Below are 17,613 nucleotides of genomic sequence, written 5' to 3' on the forward strand. Positions count from 1 at the left end.
TATTCAAAATTAATAGTTCATGGATCAGGAAACGTCTAGTGTACCTTATGAAATCATTTTAAATGCTTCTCCTAATGAAGCAGATATCGCGATCACCTCTGTTGATATATATGGCAATACCGGAAATCTAAATGTATTAGTACTCACTGCATATGGATATGATCCAAAGGTTCTTAAACGTCTGGATTTTGAAAAAGGATTTGACCTATTAGTTCAAAAAGGTAAAAAACCCATCCTTTTTATCGTCACTTACGGAGGAGAACAGAATAATGAGAACTCTCTAAGAAATAATCTCACCTATGCGATACAATACTATTTGGATCGTTTATCCTCAAAAACGATATGGATTCCGTTATTGGGTACCGGAGAGTCAGGTCTATCCTTCGCGATTAGCCTTAATATTACTCAATTTGTTATTGAAGGCTTTGCCGCTGAGTTTAATAAATTAGGTGCCCGCTTTATCATCTCTATTCCCGATAGTAAAAGAGGGGTCGCCTTTTTCAATCAAATACAGCAAAATACAACCGAGACTACTCAAAAAAAATCACCTAAGAAAAAGAAACAGGAAAAAGTAGATAAAATATCTGAAGAGGAATCATTAAGCCTTGCACATCATTTTTATATTAGTCATTATCCAAGGAAATTCTATTTAGTTAGTTCAAATTCTCTGCAAAGGAAGAAAAAAGATTACTTTTTTAATAACAACACTTGGGAAAAACATGATTTTGACATCCCCTCTAACACATTGCTAAAGAGCGTTAACTCTGGTGATATAGTCATATTAAAGACAACAAGTGGTGTAGAAGATGATCAAATTAATTTAATAATACAAGGGTTTGGTATTGTAACTAATAATTTACGAGATGGAAAAACTCTAGAAATAGATTGGAAAATTACCGATATCACATATGAACTAGTTGTTCATGGGTATTATCGAAGAAATGCTATAGTAATTCCTGAGCTTCAAGATACATTAAAAATACTGTTGCTAATAAAAGATAGATGGAGGGAATTAACACCTGGTTTTAGTCCCAAAACTACCATTACAACAGTCACAAAGATTAATACGATAGCGGGTCTGATTAGCGATTCAGATTTAAGTACAGATCACCTTAATATTGCTAAAGATGTATCTGCTTTTGCCCGCGTAATTGCTGCAAAGAGTTTTACGCCTCCTCTCGCCATTGCGCTTTTTGGTCAATGGGGATCGGGTAAAAGCTTCTTTATGAAGAAATTAAAAGAACGCATCAAATTGTTGTCTAGTGTAAATCCAGAGCAAGGATTTTGCGAAGGCATTGCCCATGTTCATTTTAATGCATGGTCCTATATGGATGCCAATCTATGGGCAGGGATTATAACCAAGATTTTTGATGGACTCAATCATTATATTCAAAATAATTCTGCTGGTGATGAGTACAAGAAAAAAATTGAAGAAGTACTTACTCATAAACTAAATATTACGCATAGTGAGTTAGAAGAACTTGAAAGAAAAAAAGGCGCTATAGATGCGCAATTAGAGAGCTTAAATACGAAGAAGAAAACTATTGAAGAGTTACTTCAACAAAAAATAAAGAAAATCAAGTGTAGGACTATGTTTGAAATAGTCGAACAAATTGATAAAGAATTTAAAGTAGAAAAAACTGTTGAAGAGGCTATTACTAAAAATAGTACGTTCATAAGTAACCAGGAAGAGTTTGCTAAAATTGTTCCGAGAGCGTATTGGAAAACTCCAGATGAATTATATAATCAAACCAAATCGGTATTTACTTTTCTAAAAACCTTTTTCAAAGCAGGTAAATGGTATATAAACGTACTATGGTTAGTGGGTATTATAGGTGTTGTGCTAGCTGTACCTCGATTACTGCACTATATTGCTACTGTTACAAAATGGTCTGATTTATCTATACCTTCAAATATTTGGTATATCATTTCTGCTGCCGGAGCTTTATACATAAGAGGTGTTAAAACCTACAGGCAGTTGCAACCCCTAGTCGCTTCTTTCTGGAATATCAAAAAACAATATGAATTAAAGAAAGAAGATGCTTTATTTCGATTTGCACAAGAAGAAAAAGCACTTACATTAGAGATTGAGCAAATCAAAAGTCAGATCATTGATATTAATCAACAGATCAATCAAACTACCGAACAAAGGGCTGAGATCGAGTTTAGATTAAAAAATACTTTATCCACAGAAGCATTGCATTCGTTTATAGAAAAGCGATCCAACAGTAAAGAATATGAAAAACACCTGGGGCTGATCTCTATAATCAGAAAAGATTTTGAAATTTTAAGCAACCTGTTTACCGATCACCATAAAGAACTACAAAATTTTGAAGAGGCCGAAGAGGCTGAAAAATTTAGAGAAAATTTTGAACGCCCGCTAGAGCGAATTATCTTATATATCGATGATCTTGATCGTTGTCCAGAAGAACGTGTAGTCGAAGTACTCGAAGCCGTAAATTTACTGATGGCCTATCCCCTCTTTGTGGTTGTCGTTGGTGTTGATCCCCGTTGGGTGAAAAATGCATTAATTAAGAAGCATCAAATGCATTTTGTAGAGAGTTTTCAAAGCACAGAGATGGAAATGATTGATCCATCGAGTTACCTTGAGAAAATTTTTCAAGTACCTTTTAATCTAAAAGCGGCCGAGGACGAAAGTGTAAAGCATATGCTTAAAAAGCTAGCAGAAACAAATCCTATTCATAAAGAAGAAACTCCTGATCTTAAGGAACCTCAAAGTAGTCCAAACGTTGTAAGTAATGAAACTATAAAGACCGATGAAAAGCCATCTGTAGTTACAAAAGAACCTACGGGTACTGTTAATAACGTATCTGAACCACATAATGAAGTTATAGAAACCAAAGAAACTATAGCTTCTTTAGAATTATCTGATCAGGAAATTGAACTTTTGCAAGAAATGTCGATGATTATTGGTTCTAGTCCAAGAGCGATCAAACGATTTGTGAATATCTATCGAATTATAAAAGCTCATGAAGATTTTGGATATAGAGATCATGACGACCTTGCAGAAATAAGAGCTGTACTTCTATTGCTAGCCTTGCCTATTGGTAAATTTAAAAAGCTAAACCCATGGTTCGAAGACTGCATTATTGAAGCTTCAAGTGATGCTGTTTTTGCCGACCTATACTCGAATATCGAAGATCATCCTAATATGGATAATGACGATAAGGAGCTAAGTACCGAGTTTAAGAATGTATTAACTCAAAAAATGAGTGACTTATTTAATCAAAAGGTCGAGCCTTTACAGCATCACTACCCTTTGATCAAAAGGTTTGCTTATAACGGAGATTAATTCTTATAGTAACTTAATGCTCCCGATGGACATTGATCTATCTGTTTGATCAATGCTTCTGCAGATGCATTTTCTGGTTGTATCCACGGTTTTCCGTTAGGATCATATACATTAGGTAATGATTGTACACAAATCCCCGCATGAATACATTTTCCGGGTTTCCATACTACAGTGATTTCTTTATTACTATATTCTTTTCTGATATCATTTGAAGCCATACTCCTATTTATTTATATGTTATAATGATCAAAATATTAACTATTAGCTTTTGTGGTTTCTGTTTTCGAAAGCGCAGCAGTAAACCCTTCATCAATCGTAATTTTAGTGGCATCAGCTAAATGGCTATAAAAAACGGCCATGCCAGACATCGCTATAACTTCTAAAATTTCAGCTTTAGAAAACCCTAATGCTTTTAATTTTTCGAAATCTTCTTTACTAGATGTATTTGGATGTTTAGATAATCGTACGGCAAAATCGATAGCCGCTTTATCCTTTGGATTATCAGAGTCTGGTAATGTATGACTATTTACTAAAAACTCTATTTGCTCTGGTTCTGCCCCCATGCTAAAACAAAATACCTGGTGCGCGGTTTCACAATAGTTGCATTTTTTTAAAGAAGATATTGCAATCATGATCATTTCTTTAAGCTTACGATCAAGAACACCACTTCCCAAAATATGTTTCATAGCGGGTACAATCCCTTGTAATGCCGTTGGGTTATGTCCCCATATCTGAAAAAAGTGTGGAACAAAAGGAGCACCAAGTTCAGTTTTAATGGTTTCAAAAGTAGTTTCTAATTCTGGGGTAATAGTAGGATTGTCAACAAGTGTACTGATAGTTTTCATAGCATATCCATTTAAGTTGGCTCTTTATAAAGGTACTAAATGATTTGGTAGGGTGCAGCGAATTATAATGGAAAGTTTTTACGGTAAAAACCTTGTGTCCTAAATTTTGTAACTATAGAGTTTCATAACTTCTACGGGCTTCTACTTGGCATAATTGCTCAACCCATGTAATGCGCAATGATGCTAAATTTAAGTAAATTCTATAGTTTAACGAAAGGATAATCTTATATTTAGTCTTCAAAAACCAACATCATGTTACAACATAAAAACACATTTCTCAATCTATTTTTAGGCGCATTGATAACAGCATTTCTTACTTCTTGCCATACTGATACCAGTAAAGCAGATTTAAAAACGGCACTTACCTTCTACGCATCTTTTGATCAAAGCATTGATGCCGATTTTGCGGCAGGCGACAAACATTTGTATACCGTTCCTAATCGCAAAGCAAGAGATTCTGCCCAAAAAGGTTTACACAAACCAGATATACGTATTGCAAAGACTCAAGGACGTTATGGTGATGGCCTATTATTTACAGAGCGTAGCAAAGGAAATATTTATTACCCAAGTAAGGATAATATTGCATACAATACTACCGACTGGAGTGGCGCCATTTCTTTTTGGTTGAAACTAGATCCGGCTACCGATCTCGAACCTGGTTATTGCGATCCCATACAAATTACGGATGTAAGTTATAATGATGCTTCAATTTGGGTAGATTTTACCAAAGAAAACCCTAGAGATTTTAGATTAGGAGTAATTGGTGACCGAGCGGTATGGAACCCAAATCCTGAAGGACCTGATAACGAAAATCCTGTTTTTATGGAAAAGCTTAAAGGAGTTAAAAGCCCTCCATTTGGTAAGGACGTGTGGACTCACATTCTTATCAATTTCTCAAACTTGAATACCGAAAAAGGTCAAGCTTCTTTATATATGAATGGTGAGCTAAAAGGATCTAGACCCAATATCACTACACCTTTTACCTGGGATCTCGAGCTATCGAATATTTATCTTGGGTTAGGGTATATCGGTCTGATGGATGAACTCTCTATTTATAACAGAAGTTTAACCGATACCGAGATTACCACACTATATAATCTGGAAAATGGAGTACATAGTATTATTAACCAATAATCATTTACTCGTATAAATCGCAGATATGAACCGTAACCTGAAAGAATATCTTCAACTACTATGGCAATCCATTCTTTTTTGGGCACTGGTCATGGGATTATATTCGATATTTCGATATTATGGAATGGACGAAGAAGTTGGTATTACGGTTATTGCAGAATTTAGCGGAAATCGCGGAGCTTTAAAAGCCTTACAAGGACTTATGTCTGTTGGAGTTTTAATAGGTGTTATATATGCCACTATTGATTTCTTTTTTGATAAATATACCTCAAACCGAATATCTCTTGTTCTTGATCTTATAGTAAGAACCATATTATATTTTATAACTACTGTCGCTGTCTTTACGGGGGTAATACGTGTCTTTTCTAATGTTTACAATCTTCCACTTGATACCAGTCGGGGTTGGTGGGTACAGGACAAAGCCTTTTGGACCGCAATATTATACATTGTGTTGGTTTCTTTTGTATTTTCATTTATTAAAATTGCCACCGAAAAGTTTGGGAAAGGTGTTTTTTTAAAGATGCTCATGGGTAAATACAAAAACCCACAAGAAGAGAAACGCATCTTTATGTTCTTAGACCTAAAAGACTCTACTACGATAGCCGAAAACCTTGGGCATTTTAAGTATAGCCAATTTATACAAGATTGTTTTTATGACCTTAACGAAGTAGTACCTAAATATGATGCCGAAATCTATCAATACGTAGGTGACGAAGCCGTACTAAGCTGGCCTTATAAAAAAGGCCTTGCCAATAACAACTGTATAGACTTATTTTTTGCCTTTCAGCAGAAAAAACAAAGCAAATCACAATATTACCTGGATAAGTACGGTATTATACCCGAATTTAAAGCCGGTTTACATGGCGGAGTATTAATGGTTACCGAAGTGGGTGTGATCAAAAAAGAAATAGCCTATCATGGCGATGTGATTAACACTTCTGCCCGCATCCAGGCAGAATGTAATAAGCACCATGTATTGCTCCTTATTTCAGAAAAATTACTAAAAGACCTAAAGATCAACACCTATTTGTCTTCTAAATTCTTAGGAAGTGTATTACTTAAAGGAAAGCGGGAAAAAGTAAATATTCATACGATAGATAAGGTAGTATGACTCGTATAGCGATCACTTCGACTGCGCTCAGTGATCATGATCTCTTATAGGGACTGAGCGTAATCGAAGTCCCTTTTGTTGTTACATTGTAAAAAGTACGTCGGTTCGAGTGCCATACCGTGGTACGGTATATCGATATCCGCTCTTTGGATTTCAGCACCTATTCTCGATAGCTCTGCTGAGCCAGTCGAAGTGCACTTCTCTTAAAATCGAAGCACTCGATTGACGGTCTATAATTAATAGTATTCACAAATAAAACGCTGGTCTTCAAATACCTAATATTACCCTTCAAAAATTGTGAATATCTATTTTAGATATAGCCATTTCTGACGCGCCAGAACATTTATATTTGCCCTCCTAAAATAGAAAAAAATATGAGTGCAATTTGGTATGAATGCAAGATAAAATATAGAAAAACAGATGATTCTGGAGTACAACGCATGACTACAGAACCCTATTTGGTAGATGCCATATCATACACCGAGGCCGAAAGCCGTATTAACGAAGAAATGTCGGCCTATATTAGTGATGAATTTAAGATCACGAATATTAAGGTGGCCAATTATGCAGAGATTCATCCTTTCGAAAATTCTGATCGTTGGTTTAAATCCAAAGTATCATTAATTGCATATGATGAAGAAAGCGGTAAAGAACGTAAGTCTAATATGTATTTATTGGTGCAGGCTAATGATGTAAAAGAGGCGTTTGACAACACTAATCAAACGATGAAAAACACGATGGGCGACTATACCATTCCTGCGATTGCCGAGTCCCCAATTATGGATGTGTTTCCATATTTCTCTGGAGATGAAGGTGAATTGCAAAAATTAGAGCGATTTAATACATTAAAAGATTCTGTTCCTGTTGAGGAAGAGGAGACACAAGAATCAGAAGAAGTAATCACCGAACAAACAGAAGATACTCCTGATGTTGAAGCTAATGAAGAACCCAAAGCACCTTTAGAAGATTTCAGCATTATAGAAGAAGACACTGCTTTTGCAACTGTAACCTTTGAAGAAGAAGAGTAGTTCTTCCTCAATTATTTCAGGATTTGATAACCTCCCCCTTCAGAATTATAATTACATAAGAAGAGTGAGGTTCTCGAAACCTAGGCTACTTTATTTCATTTTTCCTTCCCTTCCACTATCTAATTCGTGTATTGCTATTCTGCGATATACCCTTTTAACCCGAAGAACTCTTTAATTTATGATCTTCTTTAAATAGGGGCATTTACCTGTTAAAAAAAAGGGATATAGCCATTGTAATACAATCATTATGTGTTATTTTTATTAGACTGTAAAATCATAGTTTGAATTAAAGAATATTCTTATGAGAACTACCATTGCTAAAAATCATAAGGCTACGCATTCAGATGCTTCTAAGGCGTTCTTTAACAAGGATGCAACCGGAAGTTTTTTTTCAAAATCTAAAGAAACCGAAGCTCCTTTCTTTACCTCTTCAAAAATTCAAGCCAAACTAAATATTGGACAAGCTGGTGATCCCTATGAAAAAGAAGCTGATGCTATGGCAGAACAAGTCGTTAGCCAAAGTAGTTCTGTGAACACTACTCCTAAGGTGATTCAAAGAAAATGTGACGCCTGTGAGGATAAAGAGCAAATACAGGAAAAGAAAGAAACGGATCCTATTATTCATAAAAAACCCATTTTTGAAAGTGCTGGAAAATCAAAAGAAGAAACCCTACAGGCCAAATCAACACAGAACCATATACAATTAAGCCCGGATTTAGAGAGTACTCTGCATAGCACAAACGGAAAAGGCAGTCCTTTATCTAAAGATACCCGTACTGAAATGGAAACAGGATTTGGCGCCAATTTTAGCAATGTACGAATCCATAACGATGCCCAAGCAGCTCAAATGAATAAGGATCTTGGTGCACGGGCTTTTACTCACGGAGCTGATATTTATTTCAATCAAGGTCAATTTAATAATTCTAGTAAAGAAGGGAAAAAACTATTGGCCCACGAGTTGACTCATACGATACAACAAGGCAGTGTGGCCACAAATCATCCAACTGTGATGAAATCGAATGGCCTTTCGGGTACGAATATTATCCAGCGAAATGATGCAGCTTTTGAGGGCGGCTCTGGATTGTCTACTGCCCTCACTTCGGGTACTATGGCAGCAGATGCTATTATGGGAACTACGGTTACCGCTGATAATTGTAGAGGCCTATTTGGTTGTAATGTTGGATTTAACTTCGCCAAAGCCTATAAAGGAATTTATCCTTATGCCGCCGCCGGTAGAGATGTAAAAGGTGTTTATGCAAAGATCGAGAGTGTCTATGATCATGACATTTGTGGTAGTTGTGATCAAATTAGATTAATTCAAACCGTAAGGAGTATTACAAAAGGCACTAGCGGTAATATAGAAACGGACGACCCAGGAAATGCTACCAGAAGAGAACGATCAGGATGGAGTGACCCTAGTGCCGCATCAAGAGGTTGGAGAATTGATACGGTTAGTTCAGAAACCAGGCCATTTTATGACACTAGTCCAGGATTTGATTCTCAAATCGGTTCTCCTTCGCAACCGGCAATTTTATGGGATGCTCCTGGCGTATGGGACACCGATACAAATGCAGGGAGAGAATTTCAAACTTTCTTAGTTTGTGAAACAGGCACAGGAGATCGTAAAACCATTGCCGGGGTAAACTGGGGGTTTTATATAAATAGTTCTGGAACGATCAATTTTAGACCAGCAACACCAATAGCCACTTGTGGGGCTTCTCAGGAGCTACAGGACGCCTCTGCCCGATGGGACGCTATTGCTGGTAATCAAGCCACCGGGATTGACTTTGCTACAGAATCTCCTGTAGATCATGAAGGCACTCGCAGTATTCTTTGGTTTGACCATGACTCTATGAGCTTAAGAAACGACAGTACTATTGATTCTAATACGCATTATGCCATTGCCAATAAGAGAATCCGTCAACATATACTAGCCACGATGCCCTATACCCAAATTATTATTCATGGGTATGCAAGTCAAGACGGAGCTGCCGGATATAACATGGATTTATCAGAAAGAAGAGCAATTGTTATTCGCGATCGATTAATTAGTGAAGGTATTCCTGCCAACATGCTGGTTATTCAGAAACATGGAGAAGATACTACGCATACGCCAGACGATCTTAATAGACGCGTAGAAATTGAAACTACAAAGTTTTTAGGTCCAGTACTACCACCACACCTTCAACCAGGTGGAGGGATGTTAGGACCTCTTGGGCCCGGACCATGAATATAATTCATATATAAAAAGCCCAAGATGAAGTGTTTTATAGTATTGCTCGCTTCTATTTTCCTGATTCAGGAAAGATGTGTAACTTCAAAAAAAATGATGGATTCAAATTTGATTGATCAATTACATAATGCCATTAACGCCAAAACTAGTGTGTGCAATATTGGTACAATAGTCGATACCAAACCTTTGATAAATACTTGCAACGAAAAGGACCGTTTGATTCTAAACCGTGCAGACTTTGATTTTGATCCAGATGACCGAAATTCTTTTCTTGATATAAAAAAGGCATTAGATGTATCGTATTGGAAAGTAGAACATCCCACTAAAGTAAAAATAATTGGAATTTGCTGGTTTACAGATGGTTCGATCAAGTTATTTAAAGCTATTGTTTTACCACCTTGATTAGGGTTGTTGCATTATATAATGCTCACCCTTCGACTGCGCTCACCCTTCGACTGCGCTCACCCTTCGACTGCGCTCACCCTTCGACTGCGCTCAGGGTTCGGATAATATTGGGCTTCGAGAGCCTCAGCCCTCATTGTTTCTCTCCTACATAGACCCAATATCCTTGTTCTTTGGTGAACGTAGAATGTTCATGGATCATTTGTAGACCATCTTGATCGTAATAAAATGCTTTAAATTCTACTGTACCTTCGGTATCTTGTAATGTACCTTTAGAAGTGTGCAATACCTCTAGCTTTACCCAATTTACAGCTTTAGCCCATCGTACCATCGATTTCTTTTCTTTAGACGAGGGTCTGGTGGTACTGTGATGACTCTTCAACAAATAATCACCTTTAGCCAATACAAAAGCACTATATCGCGAACGCATTAAGTCTTCGGCTGTAGCTGCATTAGAAATGTCTTTATGAATTTTACCACAACACAAAGCATACGACATAGATCGACCACAATAGCAACTATTCATTAGAGGTTTCGGTATTGTTTTGTTGGTTTATTTTTTGTGTCAATGCTTTTAACCGTGCTGCCCTAGCCTCTTTCTCTTTTCTAAGCTTATTCTTTTTGCGATTCATGAGCTTGGCATGTTTTGCCTTATTCTGGGTATTCTTTTCTTTTCCTTTTTTTGCCATATGGTATGTACTAAGTATCACAACCTACAAATATAGTATGATCAATCTAATATCAACAGATATTCTTGCTCTCACTTCGGCTACGCTCAGTGATCGCTCACTTTTTGGTTTGTATTGAGGACTGAGGAACTCGAAGTTTGCTCTATATAGTTATCTCACCCTTCGGCTACGCTCAGGATTCGATTGTAATCAAACGACCTACGATCACTGAGCGTAGTCGAAGTGATCGTAGCTTTCACTATATCATTTCTAATGTCTAAAAGACATTAGGTGAAGTTTTACATCTGCCATCCCTTCTTTGGTAATCATATAGTCCTGCCCCATTAAATTAATTTTGCAATGACCATCTACATCGCAAAGCCCCGATATATGACTGGGATTGATATAATGTGTAGTGCCTTTGTTGTCCATAATTTCCATAAATTCCATAATTGACAATATTTAAGAGTTATACGTATTCAATATAGTGAATATACTATTACCCTTTTGTTGGAATAATGATAAATATCAGCTTTTTGGAGAATCGAAGGTGGTTTGATTTTACGCTCACTTTGGCTGCGTTCACTTCGGCTGCTTTCACTTCGACTACGCTCAGTGATCGTATAACATTAGGGGCTGACCCTTCGAGTAACCTCGGGGTTCTGAATTTAGGCATAGATTGGGGTGTCAGACTGCGCTTATCGAAGTGCTCCCGAAACCGAAGTCTTTATTTCACTACATTAAGAGGAAACTACAACAACTTGTTCTCTAAGCTCGGTCGTAGGGTCGACTTGCTGTTCTTCAAGTTCATTTTTAGTCAAATCACGTGTTAACCATCCACTTCTGCCTGCTGTAGCGATGGCGTAAGGGGTTATCCAAAACAAGGTAAAGGCATAAAAAATACTATAAGGATAGGCCCAAAGTGATTCTGATACACTGTGTTTCTTGGCATAAAACAAGGCTTGTATACTCGAAAAGATTAATATACTCACTAAGGTAGAACTAAGAAATAATAACGGATACGTACAAATAAAAAATATCATTAGTAGAAATGCAGGATACGCCATGGTCATCTTTAACCATTGGTTTAATAATAGTATTCTGGTACCACTTTTAGATTCTTTTCTAAAGTTTCTGAAGGCAAATTTACTCATGGCAATATTTTCGCGAATGTTACTTCTCTCCCAACGGATAAACATTTTATATAAGTTCTTATAACGCTCAGGAATATTAGTATAAACATATGCTTTGCGCTGAAACAGTACTTTATACCCCTGTTTTAAAATCATATTGGTCATGGCACGGTCCTCACCTATTTTTGAGACTTGCCCCATAAAGGTTTGATTAATCCACTCTTCGAGGCAATTAAAAACGGCTTCTCTGCGATAAGCAGACAAAGCTCCTGGTGTACATAGTACAGAACCCAATGTACTTTGCGCAGAACGTATAAATTCGAAACTAAAGGCAAAACTTACATTTAACATACGTGGGATTAACCCTTTTTCTCTGTTTAACACGCGAACATTTCCGGCTACGGCTCCGCAGGTTTCATTAACCACAAAAGGACTTACCATAACACGAAGCGTATCTTTTTTTACAATAGAATCACTATCCACGGTGATAAAGACATCTCCGGTGGCTAAATTAAATCCACGGTATAAAGCATGTCTTTTCCCTTTGTTTTTGGGTTGTTGATAAATTGAAATACGATCACCTAGCTCCTCTTTAGCTCTTTTCATCCATTGCCAGGTATTGTCCTGGCTACCATCATCAATAGAAATGATTTGTAGTTTGTCTTGGGGATAATCGCTTTCGGCAAGGCTTTGTAAGGTTTTATACACCAATTCTCCTTCGTTGTATGCAGGTACGATCACAGTACATAAAGGTAGTGCTTCATTAGATATGGGGGCAATCGTTTTATAGCGTAGATATAATACCAAAATGTAGATGATAAAACTAATCTTAATGGTCAATAGCGAGAACCCTGTGATCATCAATGCAATTCCCCAGGGAGTATTCATTCTTTCTAGATGAATTTCCTCGAAATAGGGTTGTAAGAAATAGAACAAAGATGCAGCCCCAAATAGCAGTATAAATGTTGCTATTAAAATAAAAGATGATGAAGCATTTACAATTAGTTTTTCTAAACGATCAATAGATATTGACGTTGTGGCAGTCTTAACAGATGGTGATCCCTTCATGAATGTTTTCTTAATTCCTTCTCAGAACTAACAATATTGATACCCTTTTTTAAATACTACTGAAAAACAACCATTTACGATAATCGGCGAATCCCAGGGTGTGTATATTTTACACACTTGGGTGATATTTCCCCACTTTTATCTACAGTTTAGCTTGGGTCTGACAGCTCACCCTTCAGATGTCATTGGGGGCTGAGGCACTCGAAGCCCCACTTTCTTCTTCGGTAGTCTCAGGGTTCGAGAGCCTCACCCTTCGGGAATACATTGATAAGATTGGAATCTTGAGCCTCACCCTTCGGCGGTACTTCAACAAGCTCAGTCTGACACCTCACTCTTCAGATGTCATTGGGGGCTGAGGCACTCGAAGCCCCACTTTCTTCTCCGGTAGTCTCAGGGTTCGAGGGCCTCACCCTTCGGCGGTACTTCAACAAGCTCGGTCTGACACCTCACCCTGCTGGAATATTTCAACATTCTTATTAAAATCATCCTGCTATTTGTCTATCTTTTAAAACCAGTCGTTGTCCATCGAAATTAAAGATCCATGCAACGTAATACTCATCCTCAGAATGGTAATCGCTACCGTATTTAAAAGGCTCGGTCATGATTTCTGAATGACTAATATCACCCGCACTTAGTGTAATCTCATTACCGTTAATACGCAGTGCAATTACCTTTACCAAAAAACCATTATCGATCTTAACCTGGTACAGTGCCGTATCTTTATACCAATGTATATCGTCTAGATCAATGATGGCAAACATACGGGTAAGTCCTTGTATAGCATTATCATACCCTTCGTCTTCTGGGAGTACATTAGATAGATATTTCTTTATTTGCGGTGCGTTATTGGTCTGTAGAGCTTCTTTTAGGGTGGTAAGCTCTTTAAACAATTGCTTTCTTTGATTTTCTATCTCGGTTTCTTTATCTCTAAAAAGAGTTACATTCTTTTTCTCGATAGCATTAAGTTGTACTTGTACCACGTCATCATGATTTGGGTTGTACCATTCTTTAGTAAGAAAATAATCTTCTAACCGTACACTTTTAAACACATAACGATGTCGCGCAAAAACCTCATTGCGTAGCAATTGTAGCTCATACAAGGTGTTTTTGGCAATGTCACTGGTGGTGTAGACTACGGTATTGCATTGGGAACAGTCTTTTAGTTGGGCTTGTGAATATGTCGTACATAAAATAAAGACAAATAGTAAGTTTTTATTCATACTTAATAAGTTAGATACACAAATATACAATTCAAATTTCTTAGTGATTTGTATATCATTATTCTCCAAAAATATATTTACGAACAATAGTTTGAGTAATGGGTTTTAGTTTATTCCCGTTAGTCGGATGTGTACCTTGAGAGTTAAAAAACTCAATCTTCCCTTCTCTTTTAGCATACCAAACCTTGGCTTTTCCATCATCATCAAAGAAAGTATAATTTGTATCTACTTTGATCTTCTTGAATTCATTTAATAGCTTTTCGTCTATAGGAATAATCTTTTTATCAAAGCTTTTAGAACAAAAGGCCAATTCGTAGTACTCTCCATTCCATTTCATACAGTCTTTTTGTAACATTTTTAAAGCAAAAAGGGCTATTACAATAATTGCAGAAATAGAACTTATAGTGATTATAATATTTCTCAATGTTTTACCTCCATGATTGCCATCTCCATCTGCCTTTGTTTTGATATCATTCCCGGTCTCATCCGATATTAAAGTTATATCTCTTTTGGATCCTTGTTCTTTTGTAATATCAATTTGTGTGTTACTTAATTTTTGAAATTTAGCAAAAGGCCTTGGTTGAAAATCAATTAACAATGCTACTAACTCTAAAGCGATAGGTGATTGTATGGAATCAGTTTTATTCTTCAAAAAATTTGCAATAGGTTTTAATTTATCATTATCAAACTTTCTGATTGTTTTAATATGATCAGCATCATTGAGTTCAAAGAATCTCTCTAAAATATTTTGATCACTTCTATTCTTTATTTCACCTAGTACGTCTATACATGCATCTTTCAATTGTCCAGGAGTAGGTTTTGCTAAAAAAGTACTTAATTCACCTCCTCTATCATTCAAATATTTCTGTCGAATTGCATTAATATATGTTTCAAAAGTAACCATAGTCATAATTCTCTATTTATAAAATTCTTTCGGAATGTTTGGAACAAAAAGATTCTTCGGAATCTTCGGAATCCTTTACTGTCAGAGGGGTAAAACAGCCATATCTTGCGAAAGAATTTAGATCAAGTCGAGATTAGCTATCAAGACAAATGTATACAAACTAATTCAAAACTGGAAATACAAGACAGGATCAGGTAACTGAAACTGGGAAGTACAATTAACTTTTTCTGTCTTCGTCTTTCCAAACAAACTTCCCAAAACCGAAGAAGCGCTTCTTCTCATTTCGTGTGTTGCTGAAAGGCAAACAATCCTCTGGATTCAAGACCCGGACGGCAACACTATTGTTCAATTTCAAAAACAAAAAAAGATGAGAAGATCATTTATAATTATAGCAATAGTAGTGTTTAATATGTCATTATTTTCTTGTACAACCTCAGATTTATCTGAAGAAATCGGTATCGAAGAATCAGCTACCGAAGGTGAAGAAGGAGTTGTTGTTCCAGACGATGATGATGAATAGACAAATGTTCAATTAATAGAGATCAAAACCGCACCATATTAGTGCGGTTTTGATATTTTTAGTACTTTCAATATATGAAAGTAAACTACTTTAAATATAGTGCACTTATCTTACTGTTTTCTTCCTTTTTCTTTACTTCTTGTTCAGATAGAAACGATTCATTTGGTAGTGTAAAAAGTTTAAAAACAGATAGTATTTCAAAATGCTACCAGAATGCTAAAGATAAATTAAAACCTTTACCAGAACGTATTGCGTCAATCAACACTTCTTATACACTATCGAAAAATGCTAGTATAGATTCTTTAGAGCAAAAATCCCTTTCCTATAAAATCATATTGCACAACAAAGCTAAACAATACGATAGCGTTCTTTTTTATGGTAGAAAATTAATGGTAAAAGCGTTAAGTACAAATGACACTGTAATGCTTGCTAAGGCTAATTTTAAAATAGGGAATTACTTCTATAAAACATCGAGGACAGATAGTGCTTTCTTTTACTTAAACCGTTCGAAAAATTATCACCTGTCAATAAAAGAATATACTAAGGCCGGTAAAAGATTATTGACAATGGCAACTTTACAGAATAATAAAGGGGACTTTATTGGTAGTGAGGTTACGGCTATAGAAGCCTTAGAATATTTAAATCCAGAGACAGACAAAAAACAAATCGCCTCTGTGTACAATACATTGGCAATTAGCTCAAATAGACAAAACAATTATGATGAGGCTATCTACTGGTATAATAAAGCAATTTCAGAAACCAAGAATCAAACACATAAGCTTATCTACAAAAATAATTTGGCAATTGTTTATTCAAAAAATAACAACTTTGAAAAAGCAATAAATCTACTCTCTAAGTTAGCTATCGATACATTAACCATTAATAGAAAAGAAAAAGCCAGAATCTATGATAATTTAGCATATATTAAATGGTTAGATAATAAAAATTATAGGGCTGAAGACGAATTAAACCGTAATCTTAAAATACGTTTAAGTGAAAATGATTTTTCTGGTCAATTTGCCAGTTATGTCCATTTAATAGAGTATCATAAAAACCTCAAACAAGATAAAATTGCTATTAAGTATGCCCATAATGCGTATGAAATAGCAAAAAAAATAAACGGTGCAAAATCCAAAGTAGAGGCTCTCTCCTATCTTATCCAATTAGAAGATAATCCTAAAAAGGTGGCTAATGAATACAGAAGGTTAACCGATAGCCTTACAGATGCAAGAGGAATGGCCAAAAATCAATTTGCCAAAGTAAAATATGATACCGAAAAAAACCGTGAAAGAGTTCTAGAATTAAAAGCTGAAACAGTAGAAAAGGACTTAAAACTAACCAAAGAAACATCAAGAAGGAATATTCTAATACTAGTCTCGACTACTTTACTAATCATAGTTATATCCATCGTTTTAATCTGGAAACAACGTATCAAAACCGCACGTATCGAAGAACGTCATGATACAAACAGCAGGTTATCCAAAAAATTACATGATGAGGTAGGCAATGACCTCTACTACCTGCTATTACAATTACAAAAGGTTTCCGGTTTTAAAAATGATCAGGGAAATCTTAAAATACTAAAGGGTTTTGATACTGTTTATCATAAGATTAGAGATTTTTCTAGGGATAATAAAGTAGAAACCGGAGAAGAGTATGGTGATGAACTACTATCATTGTTAGATTCATACGGTGATGATGAAACTAAAGTAATCACTAGTGAATTAGAGGCTAATTTTTGGACAGCAGTATCTCCTCTCAAAAAAGAAGAACTCTATTGGGTGTTAAAAGAGCTATTAACTAATATGAAGAGGCATAGTCGAGCTAGTATTGCAGCTGTGACTTTTACAAAAGAAAAGGAAAAGATCACCGTAAACTATACTGATAATGGCGTTGGTATGAATACAAAAAAAATAATTTCAAAAAATGGACTGCGTAATGTGGAAAACCGCATAAAAGACATTAGCGGAACTATTACTTTTGACTCAAAACCAAAAGAAGGTTTTAAAGCAACAATTGTTTTTAAGCCATAAT

The 17,613-nt window shown here is 36.0% G+C and carries 15 protein-coding genes and 1 pseudogene; 8 read left to right on the plus strand and 8 right to left on the minus strand.

Features of this window, described 5'->3' with window-relative positions:
• Positions 1-19 precede the first annotated feature (19 nt).
• A complete protein-coding gene (locus tag ABW637_RS16630; protein ID WP_367585850.1) occupies positions 20-3,313 on the plus strand; it encodes a P-loop NTPase fold protein in 3,294 nt (1,097 codons plus the stop codon).
• Here ABW637_RS16630 and ABW637_RS16635 read toward each other — a convergent pair.
• Both ABW637_RS16635 and ABW637_RS16640 read right to left on the minus strand, forming a co-directional pair.
• Positions 3,310-3,531, minus strand: a complete 222-nt coding sequence (locus ABW637_RS16635) for a (4Fe-4S)-binding protein (RefSeq protein WP_367585851.1) — start codon at positions 3,529-3,531, stop codon at positions 3,310-3,312. The two genes, ABW637_RS16630 and ABW637_RS16635, sit on opposite strands and share 4 nt — an antisense overlap.
• Positions 3,532-3,567: 36 nt before the next feature.
• Complete coding sequence (locus ABW637_RS16640; RefSeq protein WP_367585852.1) at positions 3,568-4,158, minus strand: carboxymuconolactone decarboxylase family protein; 591 nt, start codon at positions 4,156-4,158, stop codon at positions 3,568-3,570.
• A gap of 252 nt (positions 4,159-4,410) precedes the next feature.
• Here ABW637_RS16640 and ABW637_RS16645 point away from each other — a divergent pair, with 252 nt between their 5' ends.
• The 5 genes and pseudogenes from ABW637_RS16645 (at position 4,411) to ABW637_RS16665 (ending at position 10,066) form a co-directional block, all read left to right on the plus strand.
• The gene (locus ABW637_RS16645) at positions 4,411-5,292 is read left to right on the plus strand and encodes a LamG-like jellyroll fold domain-containing protein (RefSeq protein ID WP_367585853.1); all 882 of its coding nucleotides are present in this window, start codon (positions 4,411-4,413) and stop codon (positions 5,290-5,292) included.
• 25 nt (positions 5,293-5,317) lie between these two features.
• Positions 5,318-6,403: an adenylate/guanylate cyclase domain-containing protein gene (locus ABW637_RS16650; protein ID WP_367585854.1), complete on the plus strand. Its 1,086-nt coding sequence runs from the start codon at positions 5,318-5,320 to the stop codon at positions 6,401-6,403.
• A 374-nt stretch (positions 6,404-6,777) separates the two neighbouring features.
• Positions 6,778-7,317, plus strand: a pseudogene (locus ABW637_RS16655) (DUF4494 domain-containing protein); the annotation flags it as partial.
• 415 nt (positions 7,318-7,732) lie between these two features.
• Entirely contained in the window at positions 7,733-9,661 is a 1,929-nt protein-coding gene (locus tag ABW637_RS16660; RefSeq protein ID WP_367585855.1) for an eCIS core domain-containing protein, read from the plus strand.
• A 27-nt stretch (positions 9,662-9,688) separates the two neighbouring features.
• Positions 9,689-10,066 carry a hypothetical protein gene (locus tag ABW637_RS16665; RefSeq protein ID WP_367585856.1) on the plus strand — a complete coding sequence of 126 codons (378 nt, stop codon included), beginning with the start codon at positions 9,689-9,691 and terminating at the stop codon, positions 10,064-10,066.
• A 133-nt stretch (positions 10,067-10,199) separates the two neighbouring features.
• Here the strand turns inward: ABW637_RS16665 and ABW637_RS16670 are convergent, their stop codons facing one another.
• From ABW637_RS16670 to ABW637_RS16695, 6 genes are all read right to left on the minus strand, one after another.
• Positions 10,200-10,592 (minus strand): YchJ family protein, encoded by a 393-nt coding sequence (locus ABW637_RS16670; protein ID WP_367585857.1) that lies wholly within the window; start codon positions 10,590-10,592, stop codon positions 10,200-10,202.
• Positions 10,585-10,755, minus strand: coding sequence for a hypothetical protein (locus tag ABW637_RS16675; protein WP_367585858.1), 171 nt, complete (start codon positions 10,753-10,755; stop codon positions 10,585-10,587). The genes ABW637_RS16670 and ABW637_RS16675 overlap by 8 nt, the downstream gene beginning before the upstream one ends.
• A 249-nt stretch (positions 10,756-11,004) precedes the next feature.
• Positions 11,005-11,184, minus strand: coding sequence for a hypothetical protein (locus tag ABW637_RS16680; protein WP_367585859.1), 180 nt, complete (start codon positions 11,182-11,184; stop codon positions 11,005-11,007).
• Positions 11,185-11,474: 290 nt separating this feature from the next.
• Positions 11,475-12,935 carry a glycosyltransferase family 2 protein gene (locus tag ABW637_RS16685; RefSeq protein WP_367585860.1) on the minus strand — a complete coding sequence of 487 codons (1,461 nt, stop codon included), beginning with the start codon at positions 12,933-12,935 and terminating at the stop codon, positions 11,475-11,477.
• A gap of 482 nt (positions 12,936-13,417) precedes the next feature.
• A complete protein-coding gene (locus ABW637_RS16690) occupies positions 13,418-14,155 on the minus strand; it encodes a YARHG domain-containing protein (RefSeq protein ID WP_367585861.1) in 738 nt (245 codons plus the stop codon).
• Between the two features lie 58 nt (positions 14,156-14,213).
• Positions 14,214-15,065, minus strand: a complete 852-nt coding sequence (locus ABW637_RS16695) for a hypothetical protein (RefSeq protein ID WP_367585862.1) — start codon at positions 15,063-15,065, stop codon at positions 14,214-14,216.
• Between the two features lie 361 nt (positions 15,066-15,426).
• Between ABW637_RS16695 and ABW637_RS16700 the strand changes: the two genes are divergently transcribed.
• Together ABW637_RS16700 and ABW637_RS16705 are read left to right on the plus strand one after the other, a co-directional pair.
• Complete coding sequence (locus ABW637_RS16700) at positions 15,427-15,579, plus strand: hypothetical protein (RefSeq protein WP_367585863.1); 153 nt, start codon at positions 15,427-15,429, stop codon at positions 15,577-15,579.
• A 74-nt stretch (positions 15,580-15,653) separates the two neighbouring features.
• Complete coding sequence (locus ABW637_RS16705; protein ID WP_367585864.1) at positions 15,654-17,612, plus strand: tetratricopeptide repeat-containing sensor histidine kinase; 1,959 nt, start codon at positions 15,654-15,656, stop codon at positions 17,610-17,612.
• Position 17,613: the final 1 nt, after the last annotated feature.

Source organism: Aquimarina penaris (genome assembly GCF_040786285.1).
Classification (GTDB): domain Bacteria; phylum Bacteroidota; class Bacteroidia; order Flavobacteriales; family Flavobacteriaceae; genus Aquimarina.